Annotated in this window: 24 protein-coding genes and 1 riboswitch; of the genes, 6 read left to right on the forward strand and 18 right to left on the reverse strand. The window is 67.1% G+C overall.

Features of this window, described 5'->3' with window-relative positions:
* Positions 1 to 6: 6 nt before the first annotated feature.
* Positions 7 to 1,515, forward strand: coding sequence for a succinyl-CoA:acetate CoA-transferase ScpC (gene scpC, locus SOM28_RS12925; protein WP_320468360.1), 1,509 nt, complete (start codon positions 7 to 9; stop codon positions 1,513 to 1,515).
* 8 nt (positions 1,516 to 1,523) lie between these two features.
* Here the strand turns inward: scpC and SOM28_RS12930 are convergent, their stop codons facing one another.
* From SOM28_RS12930 to SOM28_RS12945, 4 genes are all read right to left on the reverse strand, one after another.
* Positions 1,524 to 2,363 carry a hypothetical protein gene (locus SOM28_RS12930; protein ID WP_123070035.1) on the reverse strand — a complete coding sequence of 280 codons (840 nt, stop codon included), beginning with the start codon at positions 2,361 to 2,363 and terminating at the stop codon, positions 1,524 to 1,526.
* 200 nt (positions 2,364 to 2,563) lie between these two features.
* Positions 2,564 to 3,670: an S-(hydroxymethyl)glutathione dehydrogenase/class III alcohol dehydrogenase gene (locus tag SOM28_RS12935; protein ID WP_123070066.1), complete on the reverse strand. Its 1,107-nt coding sequence runs from the start codon at positions 3,668 to 3,670 to the stop codon at positions 2,564 to 2,566.
* Positions 3,671 to 3,749: 79 nt separating this feature from the next.
* On the reverse strand, positions 3,750 to 4,397 hold the full coding sequence (locus SOM28_RS12940; protein ID WP_320468361.1) for an ANTAR domain-containing response regulator: 648 nt from the start codon (positions 4,395 to 4,397) through the stop codon (positions 3,750 to 3,752).
* A 137-nt stretch (positions 4,398 to 4,534) separates the two neighbouring features.
* On the reverse strand, positions 4,535 to 5,065 hold the full coding sequence (locus SOM28_RS12945; RefSeq protein WP_320468362.1) for a GNAT family N-acetyltransferase: 531 nt from the start codon (positions 5,063 to 5,065) through the stop codon (positions 4,535 to 4,537).
* 116 nt (positions 5,066 to 5,181) lie between these two features.
* Here SOM28_RS12945 and SOM28_RS12950 point away from each other — a divergent pair, with 116 nt between their 5' ends.
* Positions 5,182 to 5,535 (forward strand): nuclear transport factor 2 family protein, encoded by a 354-nt coding sequence (locus SOM28_RS12950; RefSeq protein ID WP_320468363.1) that lies wholly within the window; start codon positions 5,182 to 5,184, stop codon positions 5,533 to 5,535.
* Positions 5,536 to 5,602: 67 nt separating this feature from the next.
* On the opposite strand, the gene SOM28_RS12955 is transcribed toward SOM28_RS12950, so the two are convergent.
* The 7 genes from SOM28_RS12955 to SOM28_RS12985 all read right to left on the reverse strand — a co-directional run bounded on the left by SOM28_RS12955 (position 5,603) and on the right by SOM28_RS12985 (position 12,448).
* A complete protein-coding gene (locus SOM28_RS12955; RefSeq protein WP_320468364.1) occupies positions 5,603 to 6,289 on the reverse strand; it encodes a glutathione S-transferase in 687 nt (228 codons plus the stop codon).
* Between the two features lie 39 nt (positions 6,290 to 6,328).
* Positions 6,329 to 7,573 (reverse strand): MFS transporter, encoded by a 1,245-nt coding sequence (locus SOM28_RS12960; protein ID WP_320468365.1) that lies wholly within the window; start codon positions 7,571 to 7,573, stop codon positions 6,329 to 6,331.
* Between the two features lie 54 nt (positions 7,574 to 7,627).
* Positions 7,628 to 9,082 carry an aldehyde dehydrogenase family protein gene (locus SOM28_RS12965; RefSeq protein ID WP_320468366.1) on the reverse strand — a complete coding sequence of 485 codons (1,455 nt, stop codon included), beginning with the start codon at positions 9,080 to 9,082 and terminating at the stop codon, positions 7,628 to 7,630.
* Between the two features lie 77 nt (positions 9,083 to 9,159).
* On the reverse strand, positions 9,160 to 9,900 hold the full coding sequence (locus SOM28_RS12970) for an SDR family oxidoreductase (protein WP_123070031.1): 741 nt from the start codon (positions 9,898 to 9,900) through the stop codon (positions 9,160 to 9,162).
* Complete coding sequence (locus SOM28_RS12975; RefSeq protein WP_320468367.1) at positions 9,897 to 11,045, reverse strand: alkene reductase; 1,149 nt, start codon at positions 11,043 to 11,045, stop codon at positions 9,897 to 9,899. The genes SOM28_RS12970 and SOM28_RS12975 overlap by 4 nt, the downstream gene beginning before the upstream one ends.
* A gap of 12 nt (positions 11,046 to 11,057) precedes the next feature.
* Positions 11,058 to 11,747: a type 1 glutamine amidotransferase domain-containing protein gene (locus SOM28_RS12980; RefSeq protein WP_123070029.1), complete on the reverse strand. Its 690-nt coding sequence runs from the start codon at positions 11,745 to 11,747 to the stop codon at positions 11,058 to 11,060.
* Between the two features lie 95 nt (positions 11,748 to 11,842).
* Positions 11,843 to 12,448 carry a TetR/AcrR family transcriptional regulator gene (locus SOM28_RS12985; RefSeq protein WP_320468368.1) on the reverse strand — a complete coding sequence of 202 codons (606 nt, stop codon included), beginning with the start codon at positions 12,446 to 12,448 and terminating at the stop codon, positions 11,843 to 11,845.
* A 149-nt stretch (positions 12,449 to 12,597) separates the two neighbouring features.
* Between SOM28_RS12985 and SOM28_RS12990 the strand changes: the two genes are divergently transcribed.
* The 4 genes from SOM28_RS12990 to SOM28_RS13005 all read left to right on the forward strand — a co-directional run bounded on the left by SOM28_RS12990 (position 12,598) and on the right by SOM28_RS13005 (position 17,561).
* Complete coding sequence (locus SOM28_RS12990; protein ID WP_320468369.1) at positions 12,598 to 13,470, forward strand: AraC family transcriptional regulator; 873 nt, start codon at positions 12,598 to 12,600, stop codon at positions 13,468 to 13,470.
* Between the two features lie 270 nt (positions 13,471 to 13,740).
* Positions 13,741 to 14,364: a (2Fe-2S)-binding protein gene (locus tag SOM28_RS12995; protein ID WP_320468370.1), complete on the forward strand. Its 624-nt coding sequence runs from the start codon at positions 13,741 to 13,743 to the stop codon at positions 14,362 to 14,364.
* A complete protein-coding gene (locus SOM28_RS13000; protein ID WP_320468371.1) occupies positions 14,365 to 15,369 on the forward strand; it encodes an FAD binding domain-containing protein in 1,005 nt (334 codons plus the stop codon).
* The gene (locus SOM28_RS13005) at positions 15,366 to 17,561 is read left to right on the forward strand and encodes a xanthine dehydrogenase family protein molybdopterin-binding subunit (RefSeq protein WP_320468372.1); all 2,196 of its coding nucleotides are present in this window, start codon (positions 15,366 to 15,368) and stop codon (positions 17,559 to 17,561) included. Before SOM28_RS13000 ends, SOM28_RS13005 begins: the two co-directional genes overlap by 4 nt.
* A gap of 161 nt (positions 17,562 to 17,722) precedes the next feature.
* On the opposite strand, the gene SOM28_RS13010 is transcribed toward SOM28_RS13005, so the two are convergent.
* Genes SOM28_RS13010 through thiC form a run of 7 tightly spaced genes read right to left on the reverse strand, consistent with a single transcriptional unit; the run spans position 17,723 to position 23,619 of the window.
* A complete protein-coding gene (locus SOM28_RS13010) occupies positions 17,723 to 18,538 on the reverse strand; it encodes a transporter (protein ID WP_320468373.1) in 816 nt (271 codons plus the stop codon).
* Position 18,539: 1 nt separating this feature from the next.
* Positions 18,540 to 19,253: an ion channel gene (locus tag SOM28_RS13015; protein ID WP_123070023.1), complete on the reverse strand. Its 714-nt coding sequence runs from the start codon at positions 19,251 to 19,253 to the stop codon at positions 18,540 to 18,542.
* Positions 19,254 to 19,291: 38 nt separating this feature from the next.
* Positions 19,292 to 19,906 carry a thiamine phosphate synthase gene (gene thiE, locus SOM28_RS13020; protein ID WP_320468374.1) on the reverse strand — a complete coding sequence of 205 codons (615 nt, stop codon included), beginning with the start codon at positions 19,904 to 19,906 and terminating at the stop codon, positions 19,292 to 19,294.
* A 20-nt stretch (positions 19,907 to 19,926) separates the two neighbouring features.
* Positions 19,927 to 20,676, reverse strand: a complete 750-nt coding sequence (gene thiD / locus SOM28_RS13025; RefSeq protein ID WP_320468375.1) for a bifunctional hydroxymethylpyrimidine kinase/phosphomethylpyrimidine kinase — start codon at positions 20,674 to 20,676, stop codon at positions 19,927 to 19,929.
* Positions 20,673 to 21,476 carry a thiazole synthase gene (locus tag SOM28_RS13030; RefSeq protein WP_123070020.1) on the reverse strand — a complete coding sequence of 268 codons (804 nt, stop codon included), beginning with the start codon at positions 21,474 to 21,476 and terminating at the stop codon, positions 20,673 to 20,675. The genes thiD and SOM28_RS13030 overlap by 4 nt, the downstream gene beginning before the upstream one ends.
* Positions 21,477 to 21,489: 13 nt before the next feature.
* The gene (thiS, locus tag SOM28_RS13035) at positions 21,490 to 21,693 is read right to left on the reverse strand and encodes a sulfur carrier protein ThiS (RefSeq protein ID WP_123070019.1); all 204 of its coding nucleotides are present in this window, start codon (positions 21,691 to 21,693) and stop codon (positions 21,490 to 21,492) included.
* Positions 21,694 to 23,619 carry a phosphomethylpyrimidine synthase ThiC gene (gene thiC, locus SOM28_RS13040; RefSeq protein ID WP_123070018.1) on the reverse strand — a complete coding sequence of 642 codons (1,926 nt, stop codon included), beginning with the start codon at positions 23,617 to 23,619 and terminating at the stop codon, positions 21,694 to 21,696.
* A 74-nt stretch (positions 23,620 to 23,693) separates the two neighbouring features.
* A riboswitch (TPP riboswitch) is annotated at positions 23,694 to 23,800 on the reverse strand.
* Between the last annotated feature and the right edge of the window lie 132 nt (positions 23,801 to 23,932).

Below are 23,932 nucleotides of genomic sequence, written 5' to 3' on the forward strand. Positions count from 1 at the left end.
GAAAGCATGCACCACGATCACCACCTTGCCCACGACCGCGTCCGCCTGCCGCAGCTACGCGAGCGCATCACCAGCGCCGAACGCGCCGCCGAATGGATCCAGGACGGCATGACCGTCGGCACCAGCGGCTTCACCCGCGCCGGCGACGCCAAGGCGGTGCCCCTGGCGCTGGCCGAACGCGCACGCAGCGCGCCGCTGGCGATCACGCTGATCACCGGCGCCTCGCTCGGCGGCGAAACCGACGCGGCGCTGACCCAGGCCGGCGCGCTGGCGCGCCGCATGCCCTTCCAGACCGACCCTACTTTGCGCGCCGCGATCAACCGCGGCGAAGTCATGTTCACCGACCAGCACCTGTCCGAGACCGTCGAGCTGCTGCGCACGCGCCAGCTGGCGCCGGTGGACGTCGCCATCATCGAAGCGATCGCGATCACCGAGACGGGCGCCATCATCCCGACCACTTCGGTCGGCAACAGCGCCAGCTTCGCGATCCTGGCCGACAAGGTGATCGTCGAGATCAACCTCTCGCAGTCGCCGGCGCTCGAAGGCCTGCACGACATCTTCATCCCCAAGCACCGCCCGCAGCGCGAGCCGATGCCCCTCATGAACGTCAGCGACCGCATCGGCGCCACGGCGATCGTCATCCCGCCCGAGAAGATCGTGGCCATCGTGATGACCGAGAAGCACGACAGCGCCTCGACCATCCAGCCGCCGGACGACGACACCGCCGCCATCGCCGGCCACCTCACCGATTTCTTCAACGCCGAAATCGCCGCCGGCCGCCTGAGCGAACGGCTGATGCCGATCCAGGCCGGTATCGGCACCATCGCCAACGCCGTACTGGCCGGCCTGATCGACGGCCCGTTCCAGGGCCTCACCATGTACTCCGAAGTGCTGCAGGATTCGACCTTCGACCTGTTCGATGCCGGCAAGCTCGATTTCGCCTCGGGTTCGTCGATCACCCTGTCCGAGGAAAAGGGCCGGCAGGTGTTCGCCGATCTGGAAAAATACAAGGACCGCCTGGTCCTGCGTCCGCAGGAAGTGAGCAACCATCCCGAAGTCATCCGGCGCCTGGGGCTCATCGCCATCAACACGGCGCTCGAGTTCGACATCTACGGCAATATCAACTCGACCCACGTGGGCGGCACCCATATGATGAACGGCATCGGCGGCTCGGGCGACTTCGCGCGCAACGCCTATCTATCGGTGTTCGCGACCAAGTCGGTGGCCAAGGGCGGCAAGATCTCGAGCATCGTGCCGATGGTTTCGCACGTCGACCATACCGAGCATGACGTCGACATCGTGGTGACCGAGGTCGGCCTGGCCGACCTGCGCGGCCTGGCCCCGCGCGAACGGGCCCAGCGCATCATCGACTACTGCGTGGCCGAGCCGTACAAGCAGATGCTGCGCGACTACGTCGAGGAAGCGAACGGGCGCGGCGGCCACACGCCGCACGTGCTGGAGAAAGCGTATTCGTGGCACGTGCGGTATCGCGAGACGGGATCGATGCTGGCTTAAGCAAGCGTTCAGCTCGCAGTCGGCACCGGCTTGGCCAGTCCTTTCGCGCGCGCGTCCCTGATCAGGGCGCGCACCGTCTTGTCGGCGGCCTTGCTCTCGCGCTCCATTTCCTTGCCCAGCTCGCCCATGCGCTTGCCCAGCTTTTCCATCGGCTGGTTGGCGATTTCCATCTGGCGGCCGATGTCTTCCATCGAAGCGCGCTGCTGGCGCGCCTGCGGGCCGTTATAGGCTTCGCCGATGCGCTCGCCGGCGTCCGACATGCGCTTGCCGGTCTCGGCCATCTTCTGCTGGATGATCCGGCGTTCGGCATCGTCGCGCGCCGCGGCCATCTGCCGGCTCAGCAGGTCCATGTGCTTGCTCAGCGCCTGCATGCCGTCGTCGACTTCGCGCATGTCGCGCTCGCTCGGCAGGTTCGCCGGCTTGGCCGCGGCGCGCTCCATGTCGCGGCCCAGCACTTCCATCTTCTTGCCGTGCTTTTCCATCTCCTTGCCGTGGACCTTCATCAGCTCGCCCAGCCGGTCGAGCGGCGCCCAGGCGGCGCGCGCCCGCTTGAGGGTCTCGGGATCCTGGATCACGTAGCTGCGGCCGCCGTCGCGGAACCAGATGAATTCGCCGTCGATGGCACGCTGGGCGGCGCGCACATCGTCCCAGTCGTCGCTGCTGCCGCTGATGTCGAAGCTGCCGGAGGTGCCGCGTACCAGGGCATACGGCTCGTCTGCGGCCGCCACGCGCACCACGCGCGCCTTGCCGTCGGCCGCCGCCTGGGTCGGCACCGCGAAAGCGGCCATGGCGGCCAGGCCGAGAAGCGGAAGCGCCAGTTTCCAGTGGGACGATGCGGTGCGTGACATGGGTCGGTCTCCAGTGATGGGCCGGACGCAGCCGGCGATGGAAACACTGTAGACAATCCGACATGCGCCGCCCAGCGCGCTGCGACAGACGGTCGAAATCGCGGAACAGGCGGCAAAACGGTCGCCGGAATGACAACGCGGCCTGAAGGCCGCGCTGGAACGATGCATATGCGGCAGGCCGGGCGGCCCGCCGGAATCGTTTAATACACCACGACCGAGCGGATCGACTCGCCCGACTTCATCAAATCGAAGCCTTCGTTGATGCGGTCCAGCGGCAGGTGATGGGTGATCAGGTCGTCGATATTGATCTTGTTTTCCATATACCAGTCGACGATCTTCGGCACGTCGGTACGGCCACGTGCGCCGCCGAAGGCCGAACCTTTCCATTCGCGGCCGGTCACCAGCTGGAACGGACGGGTGGAAATCTCCTGGCCGGCCGCCGCCACGCCGATGATGATCGACTGGCCCCAACCCTTGTGGCAGCACTCCAGCGCCTGGCGCATGGTGTTGACGTTGCCCACGCACTCGAAGCTGTAGTCGGCGCCGCCGTCGGTCAGCTGGATGATGCTGTCGACGACGTTCTCGACCTTGGTCGGGTTGATGAAATGGGTCATGCCGAACTTGCGCGCCATCGCTTCGCGTTCCGGGTTCAGGTCGACGCCGATGATCTTGTCGGCGCCCACCATCCTGGCCGCCTGGATCACGTTCAGGCCGATGCCGCCCAGGCCGAACACGACCACGTTGGCGCCCGCTTCGACCTTGGCGGTGAAGATCACGGCGCCGATGCCGGTGGTGACGCCGCAACCGATGTAGCAGATCTTGTCGAATGGCGCGTCATTACGCACCTTGGCCAGGGCGATCTCGGGAACCACGATGTAGTTCGAGAAGGTCGAGGTGCCCATGTAGTGATAGATCGGCTGGCCGTCCAGCGAAAAACGGGAGGTCGCATCCGGCATCAGGCCGCGGCCCTGGGTCGAGCGGATCGCCTGGCACAGGTTGGTCTTCTGCGACAGGCAGAATTTGCACTGGCGGCATTCCGGCGTGTACAGCGGAATCACATGATCGTCCTTGCGCAAACTCGTCACGCCGGGACCGACATCGACCACCACGCCGGCGCCTTCATGGCCCAGGATGGCCGGGAAGATGCCTTCGGGATCGGCGCCCGACAGCGTGTAATAGTCGGTGTGGCAGATGCCGGTGGCCTTGACCTCGACCAGCACTTCGCCCGCCTTCGGACCTTCGAGTTCGACCTCTTCGATCGTGAGCGGATGGCCCGCCTTCCATGCAATTGCTGCCTTCGTTTTCATGTCGTATTCCCGTTGCTTGAAGAAAAACCGCGCGTCCATGAGCGCGCCGCAAAGGTGACATGATAACAAGCTTGTGCAATCACGTCCGCCCGTGGCCCCGCAATCGTTCGCCGATCGCCCCATGCAGGCTGCCCAGCGTTTCCTCGGCGGCGAGGATTTGTTCGGCCACTTCGCCCATCTTGCGCCGCTGCGAGCGCGCTTCGTCGCGCAGCACGTCGAAAGCCTGGTGGCGGTCGATGTGGAAGCGCGCCATCAGCACGCCGACCGCGATGCTGGTCTCGCGCCCCGCCGCCAGCGCCGAGGTCAGGCTCTCCTCGCTGCGGCGCAGGCGCCGGATATCGTCGCCGCGCGCCAGCGCCGCCTCGAAGGCCGGCAGCAACTGGGCGCCGTCGACCGGCTTGACCAGGTAGCCCACCGCGCCGGCATCGGCGGCGGCGCGCGCCGTCTCCGCATCGTCGCTGGCGGACAGGAACATGAAGGGGATGGTGGTCTCTTCGCGCAGCAGGCGCGCCAGCGCCAGGCCGGACATGCCGGGCATCTCGATGTCGAGCAGGACCAGGGCGATTCCGTGCCCGCGTTCCTCGATCGTGCGCAAGGCCTCGGCCGCGGTGCCGGCGCCGAGGGTGTCGTGGCCGGCGTGCTGCAGCACTTCGGCCAGGTATTCGCGCAGCAGCGCATCGTCGTCGACGATCAGTACCAGGCGGCGCACTGGTGGTTGTGGGTTCATGCTTTCTCCTGTCTATACATGGGACGTCAGCGCCGCTGACGTGCTGGAGCATGAAAAAAATATAGCACGCAAGATTGTGAACACGCCAGTGAGAAATGACACAATGTCAGATTCATGGAGCGTGGCCGGAACGCGGATTACGGCGCAGGCGGCGCCAGCGTGAGCCGCATGCGCTGCTCCATCAGGTCCGAGCCCGGCCGCAAGGGTTCGCGCACGCCGGCCTCGACGAAACCGGCGCGCGCATAGAGGCGCAGCGCTTCGGCATTGGTGCAGGTGACGCCCAGCTGCATCGCCTGTGCGCCGCGCTCCGTGGCCCAGCGCAACGCTTCGTCGAGCAGCGCGCCGGCCACGCCCTGCCCCCGCGCCTCGGGCGCCACCCACATCTGGAACAGGTTGACGATGGCGCGATCGTCGGCATCCTCCTTGGCCCAGGCCAGGCCGACCAAGGCGCCATTCATCTCGGCCGCCAGCGCGCGGTCGATGCCTGACGTGGTCGAGCGCGCCAGGCGTGCGGCCCAGGCCTCGGGCGCCAGCGCCTCTTCGGCGGCCAGGGTGCTGCCGAAGGCATCAGGTGCATCGGCCAGCGCGCGCAGGCGGATTGCGCGGTAGGCTGGCCACTCTTCGGCCGTGAACGGTCTGATCGAGAATGCGGCAGCTGCATGCATCATGGAATACTCTCGGTTACTGTCGGAAAACAATTCTAGCAGGGAGGAATCGATCCATTGCCGAGCGCCAGGCATTGCCGACAATCGGTACATTTTCATCCTTAACCACGGAGACGGCCATGTCTGAATCGAACAAGGATGTTTTGCTGAAGGCAAATGCCGCAGTGACCCGCGGCGACAATGAAGGATTCCTGGCGTGCTGCACCGACGATCTCGTCTGGTCGACGGTCGGCGGCGAGACCCTGCACGGCAAGGAGGCAGTGCGCGCCTGGATGGTGGATGGCTATGCCGAGCCACCCAGGTTCACCGTGCGCGAGCTGGTCGCGGAAGGCGATCTCGTGGTCGCCCTGGGCGACATCGAATCGAAGGACGAGCAAGGCAAGCCGGTGCAGAACGCCTACAGCGACGTCTGGCGCTTCCGCGAAGGCAAGATGGCAGAGCTGCGCGCCTTCGTCGTGCCCGTCGACGTTTGAGACCGGCCCAGCGCCTTCGATAACCTTCGCCTGTCGGCAGCGCAGCTGGACGTCGACCTGCCGACGATCACTCGCTCGCTGAAGCAGCAAACGCCGGTTGGCTGGCCACACTCTCGCGCTTTTTCATCCGTTCATACCATGCAAGCAAGGCCTGGCATTCAGGCGGAATCTCCAGATTGACGATGGCAGCAAACACCAGGCCACCGATCACGGTGATGTCGGCCATCGTGAATTTGTCGCCTGCGACGAAAGGCTGGCGCTGGAGCACCTCGTCAAAATAGCGCATGCCGCGCAGCGCCTTGTCGCGTTGACGGAAACCCCATTCCGGATTCTGGTACAGCTCCACCAATGGGCCCAGGCCTGGCGTAGCGTGATGGAAGTAAACACTGATGGCGTCGAGCAGCTCGATTTCGGCCCGCTTGCTCATCATGTGAATGATCCCCTGTTCCAGCGGCGTGGTGCCGGTCAGGCTGGGGGAGCCATCCAGCGTGTCCAGATACTGGGTAATCGCCGTACTTTCGGCAATCAGCGTGCCATCCGCCAGTTCGAGGACCGGCAGCGTTCCCGAGTAATTCTTTTGCTCGATGAATTCCGGCCGTTTGTGTTCGCCCTTGTACAAATCGACAAATTCATACCGCACTGTCTCCTGCAGTTTTTTTTCTGCGATCGCAATGCGAACGCGCGTCGGATAAGGACCGACCGGAAAGTCATAGACCGTCATGGCAGGTCCGTGGTTTGTTGTGCTGATTGTCATGGCATGCTCCTGGATGTAGAACAACGTTGAAAAAGGGGGTTACGTGGGAAGACGTGGATCGGCGTTGCAAACGATGGCCTTGCCGGTATCGGGCGGACGTAGAAAGGGCGTCGTTGCCAGCATCAGGCCGCTCACCGCCATGATCATCCACAGCGACGAGCCGAAATCACCGCTCGCATCGCGCAGCCGGCCAACCGCCATCGGCCCGGCAGCGGCAATCGTGTAACTGACCAGCATGACGAACGCATTCCAGCTACTGGTTTCTTCCGGCGTCGTCGTGTGGTCCAGTGGGAGCGTCAGCGCCAGGGAGAATGCACCGCCGGTGCCGAAGGCGATGATTGCGGCGACCAGATGCGCCTCCCAGCCGAGCTGCATGAAGATGATCCCGAGCAAGGCGATGGCGGCGCTGATGGACAGCGGCAGGCGCCGGTCATGATGCCGGCTCAGGACGCCGAACAGCGGATTGGCCAGCATGAAGGCAACGGTAAAACTGGCCAGCACCAGGCCGGCGCTGGCGGCGCTGCGTCCGGCCTCGACCTGCATCGGCGCCAGCCACGCGATGAAGGCGTAGAACACGAAGTTGTTACACGCGAAGAAGATCGCGATCAGCCAGGCGCTGCGCCTGGTCCACGGCATGCGCACGCGGGGCCGGTCGGACGCGACGTCGCGTCCCGGTGCACGCCGTGCAACGACGATCCAGGCCAGCAGACCAAGGAGCGCCGGCAGCGCCCAGGCGCCCGCCGCGTAACGCCAGCCCGCGGCGCTGGAGATTGGGCCGGTGGCGGCTGCCGACAAGGTACTGCCCAGCGCCAGCGACGTGGCGTACAGGCTCATGAAAATGGCCGCCTGACCGGGAAAAGTCGCCTTGACGAAGCTGGCGATCAGGACGCCCGCAACGGCAATGCCCGCGCCGATGCCGGCGGTGGCCAGGAACAGGACGGGCACGGAGTCGGCAAAGGAACGCGCGAAGGTGGCGACGACGAGCACGGCCAGCGCGCCGATAATCACGCGGTCGCGCCCGAAACGCGCTTCCAGCCGCGGTGCCGGCAAGGCCAACAGCCCCATCATCAGGGTCGGAATCGCGGTCAGGAGCGACGCCTGCAGATACGACAGGCCGAACGCATCGATGATCGACGGCAGCAGCGGACCGGCCGAGACAATCCCGGGCCGCAACTGCAGCGCCACGAGCACGACACAGAGGATGGCCACGCTCATCGTCAGCGGCGCGGCAGGCAAGGCTGCCGCGGGACGCAGCCCGGGCCGTGCTTTGGCGGAGGTATTCATGGATAGCGGCTCCAGGAAACGGCGGTCCGGACCATGCCGGACCGCGCTGGCGTATTACTTGTGGATCAGGACGGTCTTCGGATTGGTGAACAGCTGGCGGCCTTCCAGTCCGTGCTCGGTACCGAGACCCGACTGCTTGTGTCCACCGAACGGGATGTCCACGCCCTGGGTATGGATCTCGTTCACCCAGACCATGCCGGTTTCGAGGCGGTTCGCCACCGCGACGGCAGCCTTGGTATCGCGGCCCCACACCGAGCCACCGAGGCCGAACGGGCTGTCGTTGGCGCGCTCGATCACGTCGTCGACGTCGTCGTAGGCGATGATCGGCACGATCGGACCGAACTGTTCTTCCTGCACGATCATCGATTCCTCGGGCGGATTGTCGATCACGGTCACCGGGATGAAGTAGCCGGGACGGCTCGCGTCGATATCGCCGCCCAGGGCGATCTTGTAGCCCTTGACCTTGATGTCGTCCAGGAAGGTCTTGACCTTCTCGAACTGCATCTTGTTCTGCACCGGACCGACGGTCACTTCAGGGTCCAGGCCATCGCCCATTTTCTGGCGCACGGCGTAGTCGACGAAGGCCTTCACGAATTGCTGCTGGAACGCGCTGTGCACGTACAGGCGCTTGACGCCGACGCACCACTGGCCGGAGTTGCCGATGGCGCCCCAGTACAGTTGGGGGATGATCGATTCCCAGTCGGCGTCCGGCAGCACGATGGCCGCATCGTTGCCGCCCAATTCCATCGTCAGGCGCTTCAGGGTGCCGGCCGCGGAACGGATCACGTGCTTGCCGGTCTCGGTCGAGCCGGTGAAGCTGATCTTGGCGATGTCGGGGTGCGCCGTCATCTGGGGGCCCAGCTCATTGCCGCCCGAGACCACCGACAGCACGCCCGGCGGCAGCACCGATTGCGCGATCTGGCCGAAGCGCAGCGAGGTCAATGGGGTGAACGGCGATGGCTTGACCACCATGGTGTTGCCGGTGATGAGGGCCGGCGCGACCTTCCACAGGGCCAGCAGCACCGGGAAGTTCCATGGCGTGATGGCGCCGACCACGCCGAGCGGGGTGTGGTGCAGTTCGACGATGTGGCTGTCGGTTTCCTCGATGATCTCGACCGGGATCGGACGGTCGGCAATCTGGCGGATCCACGAGATCGACTGGTCGACTTCCGGCTCGGCCATGGTGCGCAGCGGCTTGCCCTGTTCGAGCGTGAGCAGGCGCGCCAGTTCGTCGCGGTGTTCCTGCAGCGCGTCGGCATAGGCGATCAGATAGGCCTTGCGCTCGGCGTGTTCCAGCCGCGACCAGTGCTTGAAGGCCTTCTTGGCCGCGGCGATGGCCTCGTCGAGCTGGTCGGCGGTGGCCGCCGGCGCCTGTGCCAGCACGCTGCCGGTGGCCGGGTTGAACACGTCGAAACCGGCTTCGGTGCTCACCAGCTTGCCGGCGATGCTCAGGTAGTAAGGGCCGCTGAAGGTCGCGGTCGGATTGCTGTTGTTGATGGTGTCGCGCATGATGAATCTCCTTTCAGGTGGATGCAAAGCCCTGTCGTCGGTTGGCGGCAAGGCGCCGGAGCGAATTGGCTCCCGCTTCAGAATTCCTGCGCCGTCGGGCGCAGGACGATTTCGTTGATGTCGACGTCGTGCGGCTGCTCGATCGCGAAAGCGATCGCCCGGGCGACCGAGGCGGCCGGGATGGCTTGCCGGTAGAAGTCGAGGACGGCCTCGGTGGCGCCGCCCGACGTGGTGTGTTTCAGGTCGCTCTCGACGGCTCCCGGCTCGATCGAGGTGACCCGCACCGCGGCGCCGACTTCATGGCGCAAGCCTTCCGAGATGGCGCGCACCGCGAACTTGGTGCCCGAGTACACCGTGCCGCCGGGCGAGAACACCTTCAGGCCCGCCACCGAACTGAGATTGATGACGTGTCCGCTGCCCTGCGCCAGGAAGCGCGGCAAGGCGGCGGCGATGCCGTACAGCGTGCCCTTGATGTTCACGTCGATCATCGCGTCCCATTCGTCGGTGTTGACCTCTGCCATCGGACGAATCGGCATCAGGCCAGCGTTGTTGACCACGACATCGATCCGGCCGAAGTCGGCGACGACGGCGGCAACCACGGCCTCGACCTGGCGCTTGTCGGTAACGTCGAGCTGGTAGGCGCGGGCCGCGCCGCCGGCGGCGGCGATCCGGGCGACCACGCCATCGAGCTTGTCCTTGCGCCGCGCGGCGATCGCCACCCTGGCGCCCCGTTCGGCCAGCAGCCGCGCCGCTTCGGCGCCGATCCCCGTGCCGCCACCCGTGATCAGGATGACTTTTCCTTCAATGCCCTGGCTCATGCTGCTTCTCCTTGCGTGCTGTGTGCGTAAGTGGGGTAGTCGGTCAGGCCGGCTTCGGCGCCGCCGTACAGCGTGCTCGCGTCGAGTGGATTGAGCGGCCAGCCATTGGCGATGCGCTGCGGCAGATCCGGATTGGCGATGAACGGCCGGCCGAAGGCGATCAGGTCGGCCAGGCCTTCCTCGACCAGCCGTGCGCCGCGCTCGGCGGTGTAGCGGCCCGCATACAGGATTTTTCCGCTGAAGGTGTCGCGTACGGCGCGCCGGAATTCCGGCGGCAGGTCGGGCGCGTTGTCCCAGTCGGCTTCGGCGATCGACAGGTAACCGACGCCGGCGCGTTCGAGCACGGCAATCGCTTCCAGGTAGGTCGTGTGCGGATCGTCCTCGACCAGGCCGATATAGACGCGGTCTTCGTCGGTGCCCGCAAACAAGGGCGTGAAACGCACACCGAGCCGCTCGGGGCCCACCACCGCGGCCACCGCCTGCACGATCTCGTTCAGGAAACGCAGCCGGTTGGCGAGCGAGCCGCCGTATTCGTCGGTGCGCTGGTTGGCATGGGCCGAGATGAACTGGTTGACCAGGTAGCCGTTGGCGGCGTGGATCTCGACGCCGTCGAAGCCGGCGACCAGGGCATTGCGGGCCGCCTGCGCATACAGGGCGACGATCTCGCCGATCTCGGCGACGCTCAGCGCGCGCGGCACCGGCGGCTCGACCAGCATGCCGGCGCCGGGACCGGTCTCGATGAAGGCCTTGACCTTATGGGCCTGGATCGCCGACGGGGCGACCGGCGCGCCACCGCCGGGCTGCAGTGCGTGGTGCGACACGCGCCCCACATGCCACAGCTGGGCGTAGATCACGCCGCCCTCGGCGTGCACCGCCTCGGTGACCTTGCGCCAGCCGGCGATCTGGGCCGCATCGTGGATGCCTGGCGTCCACGCATATCCCTTGCCACGCGGTTCGATCTGCGTGCCTTCGGTGACGATCAGGCCCGCACCGGCGCGCTGGCGGTAATACGCGGCCATCAGGTCGGTGGCGACATCGCCCGGTTGCGCGGCGCGCTGGCGCGTCAGCGGCGGCAGCACGATACGGTTCTTCAGCAGGCGCCCGCCAAGTTGCAGCGGTGCGAAAAGGGATGGATGGTTCGACACGATCTTCCCCTTTCAGGCGGCGTGGGACAAGGCGGCGAGCAGCCTGGCTGCGGTGGCGGCTGACGAACCCGGGTTCTGGCCGGTGATCAGCAGGCCATCGGCGACAACGTAGGAACCCCAGTCGTCGGTGCGCGAGAAGATCCCGCCTTTTGCCTTGAGTTCGTCTTCGACCAGGAACGGCACGACGTCGGTCAGTTCGACGGCGGCTTCCTCGGTGTTGGTGAAGCCCGTGACGCGCTTGCCCTGCACCAGCGGGGTGCCGTCGGCGTTCTTCACGTGGCGCAGCACGCCCGGTGCGTGGCACACCAGCGCGACCGGCTTGTCGGCGCCAATGAATGCCTCGATCAGGGCGATCGAGTTCCTGTCTTCGGCCAGGTCCCACAGCGGGCCGTGGCCGCCCGGGTAGAACACGGCGTCGAAGTCCGCTTGCGAGACGCTGTCCAGGCGCACGGTATTGGCCAGTTGCGCGGTGGCCTCGGCGTCGGCTTCGAAGCGGCGCGTTTCATCGGTCTGGAAGCCCGGCTCATTGCTTTTCGGGTCGAGCGGCGGCTGGCCACCGGCGGGCGAAGCCAGCACGATGTTCACGCCCGCTTCTTTCAGCGCGTAGTAGGGTGCTGCCAGCTCTTCGAGCCAGAAACCGGTCTTGCGGCCGGTGCTGCCCAGGGTGTCATGCGAGGTCAGTACGATGAGGACGTTTTTCATGGTGAGGCTCCTTGGTAGTTGATTTGAAGTAGACCAGTCGTCTAGTTAGTGTTTCAAAAAAAACGCCTCCGGGGAAGCGTTCGTTCTTGCCCCGCTCAGCAGGGCATGTGAAGCAACTGCTGCGTGGTCGCCATCGCCGCGTCGAACGGCGCCGTATCGCGCACGATCTTGACCATGATGCTCGCGCCCAGCCAGAGCTGGTACAGGCTTGCGGCCGCCTGCGCCGCGCTGCCCTCGGCCTTCAGCGAGCCTTCGGCCACGCCCTGCTCGATCGCCTCGGCCAGGCGCGCCACGATGCCGGCGGTGCCCTGCTTCAGGGTCAGGCGCATCGGCTCGGACAGGTCGGCCACCTCGGCGCCCAGCTTCACCGCCAGGCACTTGCCCTGGCAATCCTCGAAGGACTGGTTGGCGCGCCATTGGTCGAAATATGCCACCAGCCGCTGGGCCGGGGTCTTGTCCGGCTGACGCAGCGTAACGTCCATCTCGGCCAGGTAATCCTCGAAGTACTTCGCCAGCAAGGCTTCGCCGAACGCGTCTTTCGAACCGAAGTAATGGTAGAACGATCCTTTCGGGACCCCGGCGGTGGCCAGGATCTCGTTCAGGCCCACGGCCGAGAACCCCTTCCCCGCCATGATGCGTTGCCCCACCGCGACAATATTGTCGCGTACATCGGAGGTTTCAGTTGTCAGTGCTTTAGCCATGGGTGAATCATACAACGGATTAGACCGGTCGTCTAGTGTTTTTTTAGCGCATGTCGAGCCCTATTGTAGAATCGTTGTCGTTCACCGCCCCGGCATACTGAAACCGCCCGCTTACTGGTCGGGCGCCGACTTCAAAGGAGCCCCAACCCATGTCAGACATTCTGGCGCGCCTGGTAGAACGCCAGGCCTTGCGTTACGGTCACTACACGCCGATCGACGGTGTGCTGGTCTCGCGCTTCGTCAGTCCGACCGAACCCATTACGACAGTGATGCGACCGGTCTACAGCGTCATCATGCAGGGCATGAAGGAAGCCATGATCGGCAGTGAACTGGTGCGCTACCGCGCCGGCGAGTCGCTGATCGCCGGGGTGGACCTGCCGGTGACCTCGCGTATCCTCGAAGCGAGCGGTGCCACACCCTATCTGTCCGTGAGCGTCGAGATCGACCGGGCGATCCTGCTCGATCTACTGGAAGAACACGGTGGGCCGACTGCGGACGCCCCCCATACCATGCTGTTCGAGACCAGCCAGTTCGACCCCAGACTGGCCGACCCGCTGGTACGTTTGCTCGAGCTGGCCGATTATCCTGAAGACATCCCGGTCCTGGCGCCCCTGATCCGCCGCGAGATCATCTGGCGCCTGCTGCAGGGGCCATTCGCCGGCGTGCTGCGTCAGCTGGCCTGGCCCGAAGGCGATGTCGGGCGCATCGGGCGGGCCACCCGATGGATCCGCGAGAATTTCGCGCATCCCCTGCGCATTGCCGAGCTGGCCAACCTGGTGAACATGAGCCCACCGAGCCTGCACCGGCATTTTCGCAGCATCACCACGGTCTCCCCGCTGCAATTCCAGAAGCACGTGCGCCTGCACCTGGCGCGGCGCCGCGTGCTCGCCGCCGAGGGCATCGGCGTCGTCGCACACGACGTCGGCTATGACAGCCTGTCGCAGTTCAACCGCGACTACCGCAAGCTATACGGCGTGTCGCCGAGCCAGGACCTGGCGGCCTTGCGGCAGCAGGCCGCGTGATCGTTGCCGGACCGGCGCCCAGGCGCTGGGAGCATGCACGACCTTGACGCTGCCTGTCGGCTGAGCGGATTCGACGTCACTCTGATCGGAATTGCATATCCCGGGTGCGGCGCTGCGTGTCTACTGTGAGGCGTAGTGCGGCGCCAGCAATTCCTTCGCAACGACACTGCTTCCGGAGTCCCCAAGGCCAGCGACGAGCCGCAGCTGGCCGGCAGGCTCGTCGCGCGCGCCCTGGCGCCGTGGAACGGAAGCGGCCAGCATGGATCGAGTATGAACGACGACACCAGCAAGCAATCGGCCAGCGTCGGCAACCGCCGCCGCTTCCTCATCGGCTCGGCCCTGGGCGGGGCCCTGCCGCTCATCGCGCGCGAAGCGGCGGCGGCGCCGGCCATCGGCGCCAGCGCCGCCCCGCCCTCCTCCGCGGTCGTGCCACTGACGCTGCGCATCAATGGCGCAAGCAGGCAGGTGGCGGTCGATCCGCGCACCACCCTGCTCGACACCTTGCGCGAGCACCTGGACCTGACCGGCGCCAAGAAAGGCTGCGACCACGGCCAGTGCGGCGCCTGCACGGTGCTGGTCGATGGCCGGCGTGAACTATCGTGCCTGACGCTGGCGGTCTCGCTCGCCGGGCGCGAAGTGACGACCATCGAAGGCGTGGGCGGGCCCGACGGCGCGCTGCATCCGATGCAGCAGGCCTTCATCGAGCATGACGCCTTCCAGTGCGGTTACTGCACGCCAGGGCAGATCATGTCGGCCATCGGCTGCGTGCGCGAGGGCCAGGCCGGGAATCCCGAGGCGATCCGCGAGAGCATGAGCGGCAACCTGTGCCGCTGCGCCGCCTATCCGAACATCGTGGCCGCGATCGTACAGGCTGCTCCCCGGATGGAGACCTGAATGCGCACCTTCGCTCATATTCGTCCGCCATCGCTGGCCGAGGCAGCCCTGGCCGCGCGCGATGCGACCGTGCCCAGCGCCTTCCTGGCCGGCGGCACCACCCTGCTCGACCTGATGAAGCTCGGCGTGCTGCAGCCGCAGCGCCTGATCGACCTGGGCGCCCTGCGCGCGCAGTTCGGCCAGGTGCGCAGCGACCCCGGGGCGCTGCGCCTGGGCGCCTTCGCCAGGATGGCGGAAGTGGCCGCCCACCCTGACGTCAAGGCCGGCTACCCCGTGATCGCCCAGAGCCTGGCGCTGGCCGCCAGCGCGCAGTTGCGCAATATGGCCAGCCTGGGCGGCAACGTGCTGCAGCGCACCCGCTGCCCTTATTTTCGCGATCCGTCCTGGAGCGCCTGCAACCGGCGCACGCCGGGCAGCGGCTGCGCGGCCCTCGAGGGCGCCAACCGCGGGCATGCGGTGCTGGGCGCCAGCCAGGCCTGCATCGCGACCTATCCGGGCGACTTCGCGCAGGCGCTGGTCGCCCTCGAGGCCTCGGTCGCGATCGCCGGCCCGCGCGGCAGCCGCACGATCCCGTTCGCGGCGCTGCACCTGCGCCCCGGCGCCACGCCGCACCTGGAGACCGGCCTGCGGCCGGGCGAGATCATCGTCGAATTCATCGTACCGGCGCGGCCCTGGGCCCGGTGCTCGCTCTACCTCAAGATCCGCGACCGCCAGTCGTACGAGTTCGCGCTGGCGTCGGCGGCGGTCGCCCTCGACCTCGCCGATGGCGTGGTGCGCGACGTGCGCATCGCGCTCGGCGGCGTGGCCAGCGTGCCGTGGCGCGCGCAGGCGGCCGAAGACGCGCTGCGCGGCCTCCGGCTCGACGCCGCCGCGGCGCAGGTCGCGGCCCGGGCCGCCTTTGCCGGCGCCGTCCCGCGCGCGCACAACGGCTTCAAGATCGCACTCGGCCAGGCCACCCTGGTGCGGGCCCTGATGCAACTGGCTTCGATGGAGACCACCGCATGACCCGCAACGTCACCTCCCACAACGCCGCGCTGGCCACGGCGGCGCCACGCTACGAAGGCCGCGCCAAGGTCACCGGCGCGGCGCGCTACCCGAGCGATGTGCGGCTCGCGCGCACCGCCCACGCCTGCCTGCACACGAGCCGCATCGCCCTCGGGACGATCGCCGGCTTCGACCTCGCCGCCGCCTGGCGCGTGCCCGGCGTGATCGACATCCTGACCCACGGGACGGTCGGCGACGCGGTGCGCCAGGCGCCGGCGATCTTCGCAGGCGGCTACCTGTCCGATTCGTTCAGGCCCCTCGGCTCGCCCAGGATCGCCTACTGGGGGCAGCCGGTGGCGCTGGTGGTCGCCGACACCTATGAAGCGGCGCGCGAGGCGGCGCAGAAGATCGTGGTCAGCTACCGCGAACAAGGCGCGCCCGGCGCCGCCATCGACGGCCCCGGCGTCACGGCCCAGGCGCTGACGCCGATGGCGGTCAAGGCCGGCGACTTCGATGCCGCCTGGGCCGCGGCGCCGGTGCAGGTCGATGCGCGCTACGCCACCCCGGCCCAGCACCAGAACCCGATCGAGCTGTTCGCGACCCAGTGCGTGTGGGAGGGCGAGCGCCTGACCGTGCATGAGCCGAGCCAGTACGTCAACAACGTCAAGTTCGGCCTGGCCGGCCAGCTCGGCATCGATCCCGAGCACATCCGCGTCGTCAGCACCTATGTCGGCGGCGCTTTCGGGGCCAAGGGCTTCCTGACCCAGCGCACCGCCCTGGTGGCGCTGGCCGCGCGCCGCACCGGCCGCGCCGTCAAGCTGGTGGCCACGCGCGAACAGGGCTTCACCGTGTCGGGCTACCGCGCCGAGACGCGCCACCGGGTGCGGCTCGGCGCCACCCGCGACGGCCGCCTGCAGGCGCTCGGGCTCGAGGGCTGGGAACTGACCTCGCGCGCCGATACGCTGGCCATGGGCGCCCTGTCGATGACGGCCCGCCTGTATGCCTGCAAGAACATCGCCGGCCAGGTCAACGCGGTCGCGGCCGACCGCTCGACGCCCGGCTTCATGCGCGCACCCGGCGAGATGCCGTACGCCTTCGCGCTCGAGACCGCGCTCGACGAGCTGTCGTACGCGCTCGGCATGGACCCGGTCGAGCTGCGGCGCGCGAACGACACCAGTATCGATCCGGTCGGCGGCCTGCCCTACACCAGCCGCTCGCTGATGCGCTGCTTCGACGAAGGCGCGCGCGCCTTCGGCTGGAAGGACCGGCCGCGGCAGACGGGCCTGCTGCGCGATGGCGATTGGCTGGTCGGCCAGGGCTGCGCCAGCGCCTTCTATCCTGCGCTGGCCGGCAACTGCTCGGTGCGGGTGCGCCTGGATGCGAACGGCCGCGTGCACGTCGCGGCCGCGGGACATGAGCTGGGCCAGGGCATGTACACCATGATGGCGCAGGTGGCTGCCGACGAACTGGGCGTCGCATTCGACAGGGTGACGGTCACGCTCGGCGACACCGAACTGCCGCCGGCCGTGGTCAGCGGCGGTTCGTCCGCCACCGCCAGCATGGCGCCAGCCATCATGGCCGCCTGCGCGGCGATCCGCAAGCGGCTCGGCATGAAGGACGACGATCGTGCCGGGGTGCTGGCGGCGCTGGCCAGGTCCGGGGCGGGCGTGGTCGAGGAACTTGGCGAGAGCCGCGCCCACGGCAACGCGCCCGAGAGCATGCGCGACCTGTACCGCGGCAAGGCGCTGCCATCCGGCGGCGCCGGCCTGGCCGACAGGGTGCAGTTCGCGCTCGGCGCCCAGTTCGTCGAAGTCCGGGTGCATGCGCTGACGCGCGAGATCCGGGTGGCGCGCGCGGTAGGGGCCTTCGCTTGCGGCCGCATCATCAACGCGCGCACCGCGCACGGCCAGCTGGTCGGCGGCATGATCTGGGGCATCGGCTCGGCCCTGCACGAACAGAGCGAGGTCGATGCCCGCAACGCCAGCTACATCAACGCCAACCTGGCCGACTATCTGGTGCCGGTGAACGCCGACATCGCCAGCGTCGAGGCCATCATGGTGGCCGAGGAAGACCGGCTGGTGAACAGCGCCGGCGTCAAGGGCGTGGGCGAGATCGGCGTGGTCGGCATGGCCGCCGCCATCTCGAACGCCGTGTTCCACGCCACCGGCCGCCGCCTGCGCTCGCTGCCGATCCGAATCGAGGACCTGTTATGAAAGCAAGGCAATCGCGCCGCGGGGAGCCCGACGCGGGTGGTGCTCAGGGATTGGCGCTGACGGCGTGATGGTCGGCGCAAACTCATGCACTCGAAGGTGAGCGCATTACGCGACTTTCTTGTAGAAAAGTGTGCAGCGATGTCGCCGCTCACTGCCTGATCTCAACGGCGCACTGAAAGCCCGAACGCCAGGCTCAGATCCGGCGTGTTTCTGTTCAGCCCGCGCACCACCATCGCGTCGATCTGGCAGTCCTTGTTCAACAGCCAACTCACGCCGGCGTCGACCTGCACCTGCTTGCCGCCGTGCGAGGCCGACGCGATCTGCGGCGCCGCCACTTCCAGGAATCCCTGGGCGCGCTCATTGAATTTCTTGCCCAGTGACGCCGCCAGGATGCCATAGCCGTAACGTGCGCCATTGTCATCCAGATCGCTGCCTGCGCCCTGCGTCACGGCCAACGACCAGTCTTTCGGCAACTCCCACTCGGCCGCCAGCGCCAACTGCGGCAGCAGGCCCCTGCCGCGCAGCGCCGTGCTGCCAGTCGGCAGCGCCACTTGACCGATCAGCCCCAGCGCCGGATGCGCGCCCGCCCCTTCGGCAAAGTGCCACTTGAAGCCGATCGACGTGGCGTTCCAGCCCGCACTCGTGGTGCGTGCACCGGTCGCCGGATCGCGCGTGTGTTCGATATTGCGGCCGTCGGTCTCGACCCGCAGTTCGGTCGTGTCGCCCAGCCCGATACGCAGCAACGCCGGCGTACTCAAGGTGCGCACGTGCAGGTCGTCATCGCGCTGGCGATCCCAGTTGGCGCCAATCTCGACCTGCACGCGGCCATGGCCGACGACCTGGCTGGAGTTGGCAACGTTGGGGCGGTCGGGACTGATGGCATCGTCGTCACCGGCGTGGGCCAATTGGACGCTGCAAGCCAGGCCCAGGAAAGTCGCCTGAACGAACAGGCTGGCACGGGTCGAGAAAGTATTCATGCTAGTCCCTCTCCCAGTCTTCCATGCGGCGCTTGCGCGCCCGCCCGACCGCGATCCGGTTACGCGTGGTGAAAGCGATCAGCCGCGCCACCACCACCGCCAGGTACATCAGCCCGATCAGCATCTCGACGCTGGCCAGCGCCCGCGCGTGGACGGTCAGCGGGATCACGTCGCCGATGCCGGTGCTCGACAGCAGCGCGAAGCTCAGGTAGTTCAGTTCGGTCCAGGTGCGCGGCGCGGCCGCATTGATGGCGGCGGCGAAGGTGCCGGGATGGACTTCCTGCAGCAGCACGTACAGGTGGGTGAAACCCCATGCAATCAGGGTAAAGGTGGCGCCGGCCGCGAACAGCTCGTCGGTGGTGGCCAGCTCATCGTCCATCATGTAGGCGATCAGGCTACCGGCCGCATAGAAATAGAACAGCGCCTCGAGCCCCGACGACCAGGCCAGCAGTTCGCGCATCCCGAACAGGATCTGCGCCAGCAGCAGCGCGATGATCGGCACCGCCAGCGCCCAGCTGACCCGCACCTCGCCCGGCGTGCGCCGCACCATGCGGATGGTGAAGGCCAGCACCACGATGCCGAAGACATTGAAGCCCACCTGGCCGGCCGGCGTGCCCTCGATGAAGGGATAGGCCAGCATGCCGACCAGCTGGACCAGGAACAGGATGGCGGACGGGTGGCGGCGGGTATGGGCGAACAGGAGCAATGGGCGCATGGATGGACGACGGTGATCGCGATGCGCCCATTGTAAGTTCAGGCGGGCGGGAACAGCGCGCCGAACGCGCGCGCCGCCTCGGCGGGATCGCGCGAGCCATAGACGCTGGTGATCGCCGCCACCAGGTCGATCCCGCGCGCCACCAGCGGCGCGGCGTTGCTCGGCGTCATGCCGCCGATGACGACGATGGGCAGGTCGAACTCGGCGCGCGCCTGGTCCAGCATCTCGGGCGGCGTCACGAAGGTGTATTTCTTGACCGGCGACGGATAGAAGCCGCCGAAGGCGATATAGCTGGCGCCGGCGTCGACCGCCGTGCGCGCCAGGGCCAACTCGCCGTAGCAGGAGGCGCCGACGATCTTGTCCTGGCCCAGCAGCGCACGCGCCTCCCGGATGCCGGCGTCGGTATGGCCCAGGTGCACGCCGTCGGCGTCGATCGCCTGGCACAGGTCGACGTGGTCGTTGATGACGAGCGGCCGGCCATGGCGGCGGCACAGCGCGAGCAGTGCCGCCGCCTGCTCCTTGCGCAGGTCGGGACCGGCTTCCTTGTGGCGGTACTGGACCAGCGCGGCGCCGGCGCCAAGGGCGGCGTCGGTCGCGGCGATCAGTTTTTCCGTATCGTCCCAGTTCGGGGTAACGAGGTACAAGCCGCGCATGTCGAACTCCTTTCAGGTTGTCAGTTGTTTGTCAATTGAAGCAGGCGGCGCGGGATGCGCTGCCCTGGCGCCAGCGCATACGACTGCGCCAGCGTGTGGTGGGTATAGGCCTGGGCCGCGTCGAGCGCCGCCTCCATGCGCTCGCCCAGCGCCAGCCGCGCCGCCAGCGCCGCGGCCAGGGTGCAGCCGCTGCCGTGGTAGCCGTGGGGCAGGCGTGGCCAGTGCCAGGCGCGCGCCTCGACGCCGTCGACCAGCCAGCGGTTGACGACGGTGTCACCCGCCGCGTGGCCTCCGGTCACCAGCATCTGGCGGCCACCATGCGCCCCAAGCGCCTCGCGCTCGGGCAGGTTGGGCAGCACGATCGTCGCCAGCGCCAGCAGTTCGCGCAGCGCTTTGATAGCGTCGCCCTGCCCCAGCGCATCGCCATAGCCGCTGGCCAGCACCGGATCGAGCACCACCGGCAAGGTGGGCCGGCGCGCGCGCAAGGTCCGGATGACGTCCGCGATCGCCGCCGCATTGGCGGCGTTGCCGGGGATGCCCAGCTTGACCGCCCCGATGTCGAAGGCCGCCAGCAGCGGCGCCGCCTGGCGCGCGATCCAGTCGGCATCGACCGGGCTCGCCGCATGGACGCGGTTGTTGTCCTGCGCCGTGATGGCGGTGGCCACCGGCAGCGGGTGCGCACCCTGCGCCGCGATCGCCAGGATGTCGGCGGCCAGGCCGGCGCCGCCGCCGGGATCGAGCCCGGCGAACACCAGCACGCAGGGCGTCATCCCGTGATCTTTCCTTCGACCGGGGACGAAGGCGAGGCCGCGAAGCGCTTCGGCATGCGGCCGGCGAGATAGGCATCGCGCCCCGCCAGCACCGCATGCTTCATGGCGCGCGCCATGCGCACCGGATCGCCTGCCGCGGCGATCGCGGTATTCATCAACACGCCGTCGCAGCCCAGCTCCATCGCGATCGCGGCGTCCGACGCCGTGCCGACGCCGGCGTCGACCAGCACCGGCACCGTGGCCTGCTCGATGATCAGGGACAGGTTCCACGGATTGAGGATGCCCATGCCGGAGCCGATCAGCGACGCCAGCGGCATCACCGCCACGCAGCCGATCTCCTGCAGGATGCGGGCCTGGATCGGGTCGTCGCTGCAATAGACCATGACGTCGAAGCCGTCCTTCACCAGCGCCTCGGCCGCGACCAGGGTCTCGGGCATGTGCGGGAACAGCGTCTTCTGGTCGCCAAGCACTTCGAGCTTGACCAGCTTGTGCCCGCCCAGCAGCTCACGCGCCATCTGCAAGGTGTAGATCGCATCCCTGGCGGTGTAGCAGCCGGCCGTATTCGGCAGGATGGTGAACTCGTTCGGCGGCAGCACGTCCAGCAGGCTCGGCGCGTTCGGATCCTGGCCGATGTTCACGCGGCGGATCGCCACCGTGATGATCTCGGCGCCGGCCGCCAGCGTGGCTTCGCGGGTCTGTTCCAGGTCGCGGTACTTGCCGCTGCCGACCAGCAGGCGGGATTGGTAAGCGCGGCCGGCGATGGTCAGCACGTCCTGTTTGATGTCGTTCAATGCATTCATGTCTTGTCTCCTGTCAGCCGCCACCGATGGCGCGCACGATATCGACCCGGTCCTGCTCATGCAGGCGCCGGTGCAGCCATTGCTGGCGCGGCACCACCTCGCGGTTGACCGCCAGCGCCATCCCCTGTCCGCTCAGGCCCAGCTGTTCCAGCAGGCCGAACAGGGTTTGCCCCTGCGGCACCGTGCATGGGGCCCCATTCACTTCGATCGGCGTCATTCACACCTCCCGGTACAGCTGGGCGCCGTTTTTCACGAACTCGATCGCCTTTTCCTGCATGCCGTGCGTTAGCGCGGTCTCTCCCTGCACGCCCCTGGCGGCGGCATATTCGCGCACCTCCTGGGTGATCTTCATCGAGCAGAAATGCGGGCCGCACATCGAGCAGAAGTGGGCGACTTTGGCCGAATCCTTGGGCAGGGTCTCGTCGTGGAATTCGCGCGCCTTGTCCGGGTCGAGCCCCAGGTTGAACTGGTCTTCCCAGCGGAACTCGAAGCGCGCCTTCGACAAGGCGTTGTCGCGCAACTGGGCGCCGGGATGGCCCTTGGCCAGGTCGGCCGCGTGCGCCGCGATCTTGTACGTGATGATGCCGTCCTTGACGTCGTTCTTGTCGGGCAAGCCCAGGTGCTCCTTGGGCGTCACGTAGCACAGCATGGCGGTGCCGTACCAGCCGATATTGGCGGCGCCGATACCCGAGGTGATGTGGTCGTAGCCCGGCGCGATGTCGGTGGTGAGCGGTCCCAGCGTGTAGAACGGCGCCTCGTGGCACTGCTCCAGCTGCAGGTCCATGTTTTCCTTGATCAGGTGCAGCGGCACGTGGCCGGGGCCCTCGATGATGGTCTGCACGTCGTGCTTCCAGGCGATCTGGGTCAGCTCGCCCAGCGTCTTCAGTTCGGCCAGCTGGGCTTCGTCGTTGGCGTCGTAGATCGAGCCGGGCCGCAGGCCGTCGCCCAGGCTGAACGAGACGTCATAGGCCTTCATGATGTCGCAGATGTCCTCGAAGTGCGTGTACAGGAACGATTCGCGGTGGTGAGCCAGGCACCACTTGGCCATGATCGAGCCGCCACGCGAGACGATGCCCGTCAGGCGGTTTGCCGTCATCGGCACATAGCGCAGCAGTACGCCGGCGTGGATGGTGAAGTAGTCGACACCCTGCTCGGCCTGCTCGATCAGCGTGTCGCGGAAGATCTCCCAGCTCAGTTCCTCGGCCTTGCCATTGACCTTTTCCAGCGCCTGGTAGATCGGCACCGTGCCGATCGGCACCGGGCTGTTACGCAGGATCCATTCGCGCGTCTCGTGGATATGCTTGCCGGTCGAGAGGTCCATCACCGTGTCGGCGCCCCAGCGGATGGCCCAGGTCATCTTTTCCACTTCCTCGCCGATCGACGAGGTGACGGCCGAGTTGCCGATATTGGCGTTGACCTTCACCAGGAAGTTGCGGCCGATGATCATCGGCTCCAGTTCCGGGTGGTTGATGTTGGCGGGGATCACGGCGCGGCCGCGCGCCACTTCCGAGCGCACGAATTCGGGGGTGATCTCGGCCGGGATGCTGGCGCCGAAGGACTGGCCCGGATGCTGGCGGCCCAGCAGCGCCGCAACCCGCTGGCCCATCGGGCCGGACGACTCCAGCGAGGCGATGTATTCCTTGCGCTGCATGTTTTCACGCAGGGCGATGAATTCCATCTCGGGCGTGATGATCCCGGCGCGCGCGTAGTGCATCTGGGTGACGTTGCGCCCGCCATGGGCGCGGCGCGGCGCCCGCTGCAGGTTGAAGCGCAGCGCGGCCAGCTGCGGATCGTTCAGCCGCGCCTGGCCGTAGTGCGAGGTCGGGCCGTCCAGCTGCACGGTATCGCCGCGTTCGGCGATCCATGCCTGGCGCATCGGCGCCAGGCCGCTGCGGATGTCGATCGCCGCGCCCGGCTCGGTGTACGGGCCGGAGGTGTCGTAGACGAACAGGGGCGGATTCGGCTCGCCGCCGAAGCTGTCCGGTGTGGGCGACTGGCTGATTTCGCGCATCGGCACGCGGATGTCGGGCCGGCTGCCTTCGATATAGACCTTGCGCGAATTGGGTAGCGGGTTGATGGCCGCGTGGTCCACCGTGGCGGTGGCGGCATCGAATACCCGGGATGACTTCAGAGGTGCGTTCATGTGGCTCCCTTGCTTGCGGAGCCAGCAAAGGAGGTGCCGGGTGCTGCAAGGCGGACGCGGATGTGCGCACGCTTGCATCGATTCGGCTGCTTCCCTTCGCTGGCATTATCCAGATCAGGTTCGGAGGGTATTTCTCACCCACGCGCCGTTGATGCGACGTGCAGGACCCCTAGCGTTTGCCGTCACGGAGCCTGGGCTCCATGACAACGGGCCGATTATAGCCCAATCGTTTTTCGATGGGCAGAAAATGAAGGCGATGTTGTTAGAGCATCGGAGGCTGCTATCAAAGATGTGAACAAATGTGTCCAACGTC

The sequence above is a fragment of the Massilia sp. CFBP9026 genome (assembly GCF_034045165.1).
Classification (GTDB): domain Bacteria; phylum Pseudomonadota; class Gammaproteobacteria; order Burkholderiales; family Burkholderiaceae_D; genus Telluria; species Telluria arenae.

Bases quoted from the DNA above. Each gene is read 5' to 3' on its own strand.
- SOM28_RS12930 (WP_123070035.1), bottom strand. From the start codon at position 2,363: ATGTCACGCACCGCATCGTCCCACTGGAAACTGGCGCTTCCGCTTCTC.
- SOM28_RS13005 (WP_320468372.1), top strand. From the start codon at position 15,366: ATGACCCGCAACGTCACCTCCCACAACGCCGCGCTGGCCACGGCGGCG.
- thiD (WP_320468375.1), bottom strand. From the start codon at position 20,676: ATGACGCCCTGCGTGCTGGTGTTCGCCGGGCTCGATCCCGGCGGCGGC.
- SOM28_RS12955 (WP_320468364.1), bottom strand. From the start codon at position 6,289: ATGACAATCAGCACAACAAACCACGGACCTGCCATGACGGTCTATGAC.
- SOM28_RS12950 (WP_320468363.1), top strand. From the start codon at position 5,182: ATGTCTGAATCGAACAAGGATGTTTTGCTGAAGGCAAATGCCGCAGTG.
- SOM28_RS13000 (WP_320468371.1), top strand. From the start codon at position 14,365: ATGCGCACCTTCGCTCATATTCGTCCGCCATCGCTGGCCGAGGCAGCC.
- SOM28_RS12995 (WP_320468370.1), top strand. From the start codon at position 13,741: ATGAACGACGACACCAGCAAGCAATCGGCCAGCGTCGGCAACCGCCGC.
- SOM28_RS12965 (WP_320468366.1), bottom strand. From the start codon at position 9,082: ATGCGCGACACCATCAACAACAGCAATCCGACCGCGACCTTCAGCGGC.
- scpC (WP_320468360.1), top strand. From the start codon at position 7: ATGCACCACGATCACCACCTTGCCCACGACCGCGTCCGCCTGCCGCAG.
- thiE (WP_320468374.1), bottom strand. From the start codon at position 19,906: ATGCGCGGCTTGTACCTCGTTACCCCGAACTGGGACGATACGGAAAAA.
- SOM28_RS12970 (WP_123070031.1), bottom strand. From the start codon at position 9,900: ATGAGCCAGGGCATTGAAGGAAAAGTCATCCTGATCACGGGTGGCGGC.
- SOM28_RS12985 (WP_320468368.1), bottom strand. From the start codon at position 12,448: ATGGCTAAAGCACTGACAACTGAAACCTCCGATGTACGCGACAATATT.
- SOM28_RS12960 (WP_320468365.1), bottom strand. From the start codon at position 7,573: ATGAATACCTCCGCCAAAGCACGGCCCGGGCTGCGTCCCGCGGCAGCC.
- SOM28_RS12935 (WP_123070066.1), bottom strand. From the start codon at position 3,670: ATGAAAACGAAGGCAGCAATTGCATGGAAGGCGGGCCATCCGCTCACG.
- SOM28_RS12945 (WP_320468362.1), bottom strand. From the start codon at position 5,065: ATGATGCATGCAGCTGCCGCATTCTCGATCAGACCGTTCACGGCCGAA.
- SOM28_RS12940 (WP_320468361.1), bottom strand. From the start codon at position 4,397: ATGAACCCACAACCACCAGTGCGCCGCCTGGTACTGATCGTCGACGAC.
- SOM28_RS13030 (WP_123070020.1), bottom strand. From the start codon at position 21,476: ATGAATGCATTGAACGACATCAAACAGGACGTGCTGACCATCGCCGGC.
- SOM28_RS13015 (WP_123070023.1), bottom strand. From the start codon at position 19,253: ATGCGCCCATTGCTCCTGTTCGCCCATACCCGCCGCCACCCGTCCGCC.
- SOM28_RS12980 (WP_123070029.1), bottom strand. From the start codon at position 11,747: ATGAAAAACGTCCTCATCGTACTGACCTCGCATGACACCCTGGGCAGC.
- thiS (WP_123070019.1), bottom strand. From the start codon at position 21,693: ATGACGCCGATCGAAGTGAATGGGGCCCCATGCACGGTGCCGCAGGGG.
- SOM28_RS12990 (WP_320468369.1), top strand. From the start codon at position 12,598: ATGTCAGACATTCTGGCGCGCCTGGTAGAACGCCAGGCCTTGCGTTAC.
- thiC (WP_123070018.1), bottom strand. From the start codon at position 23,619: ATGAACGCACCTCTGAAGTCATCCCGGGTATTCGATGCCGCCACCGCC.
- SOM28_RS13010 (WP_320468373.1), bottom strand. From the start codon at position 18,538: ATGAATACTTTCTCGACCCGTGCCAGCCTGTTCGTTCAGGCGACTTTC.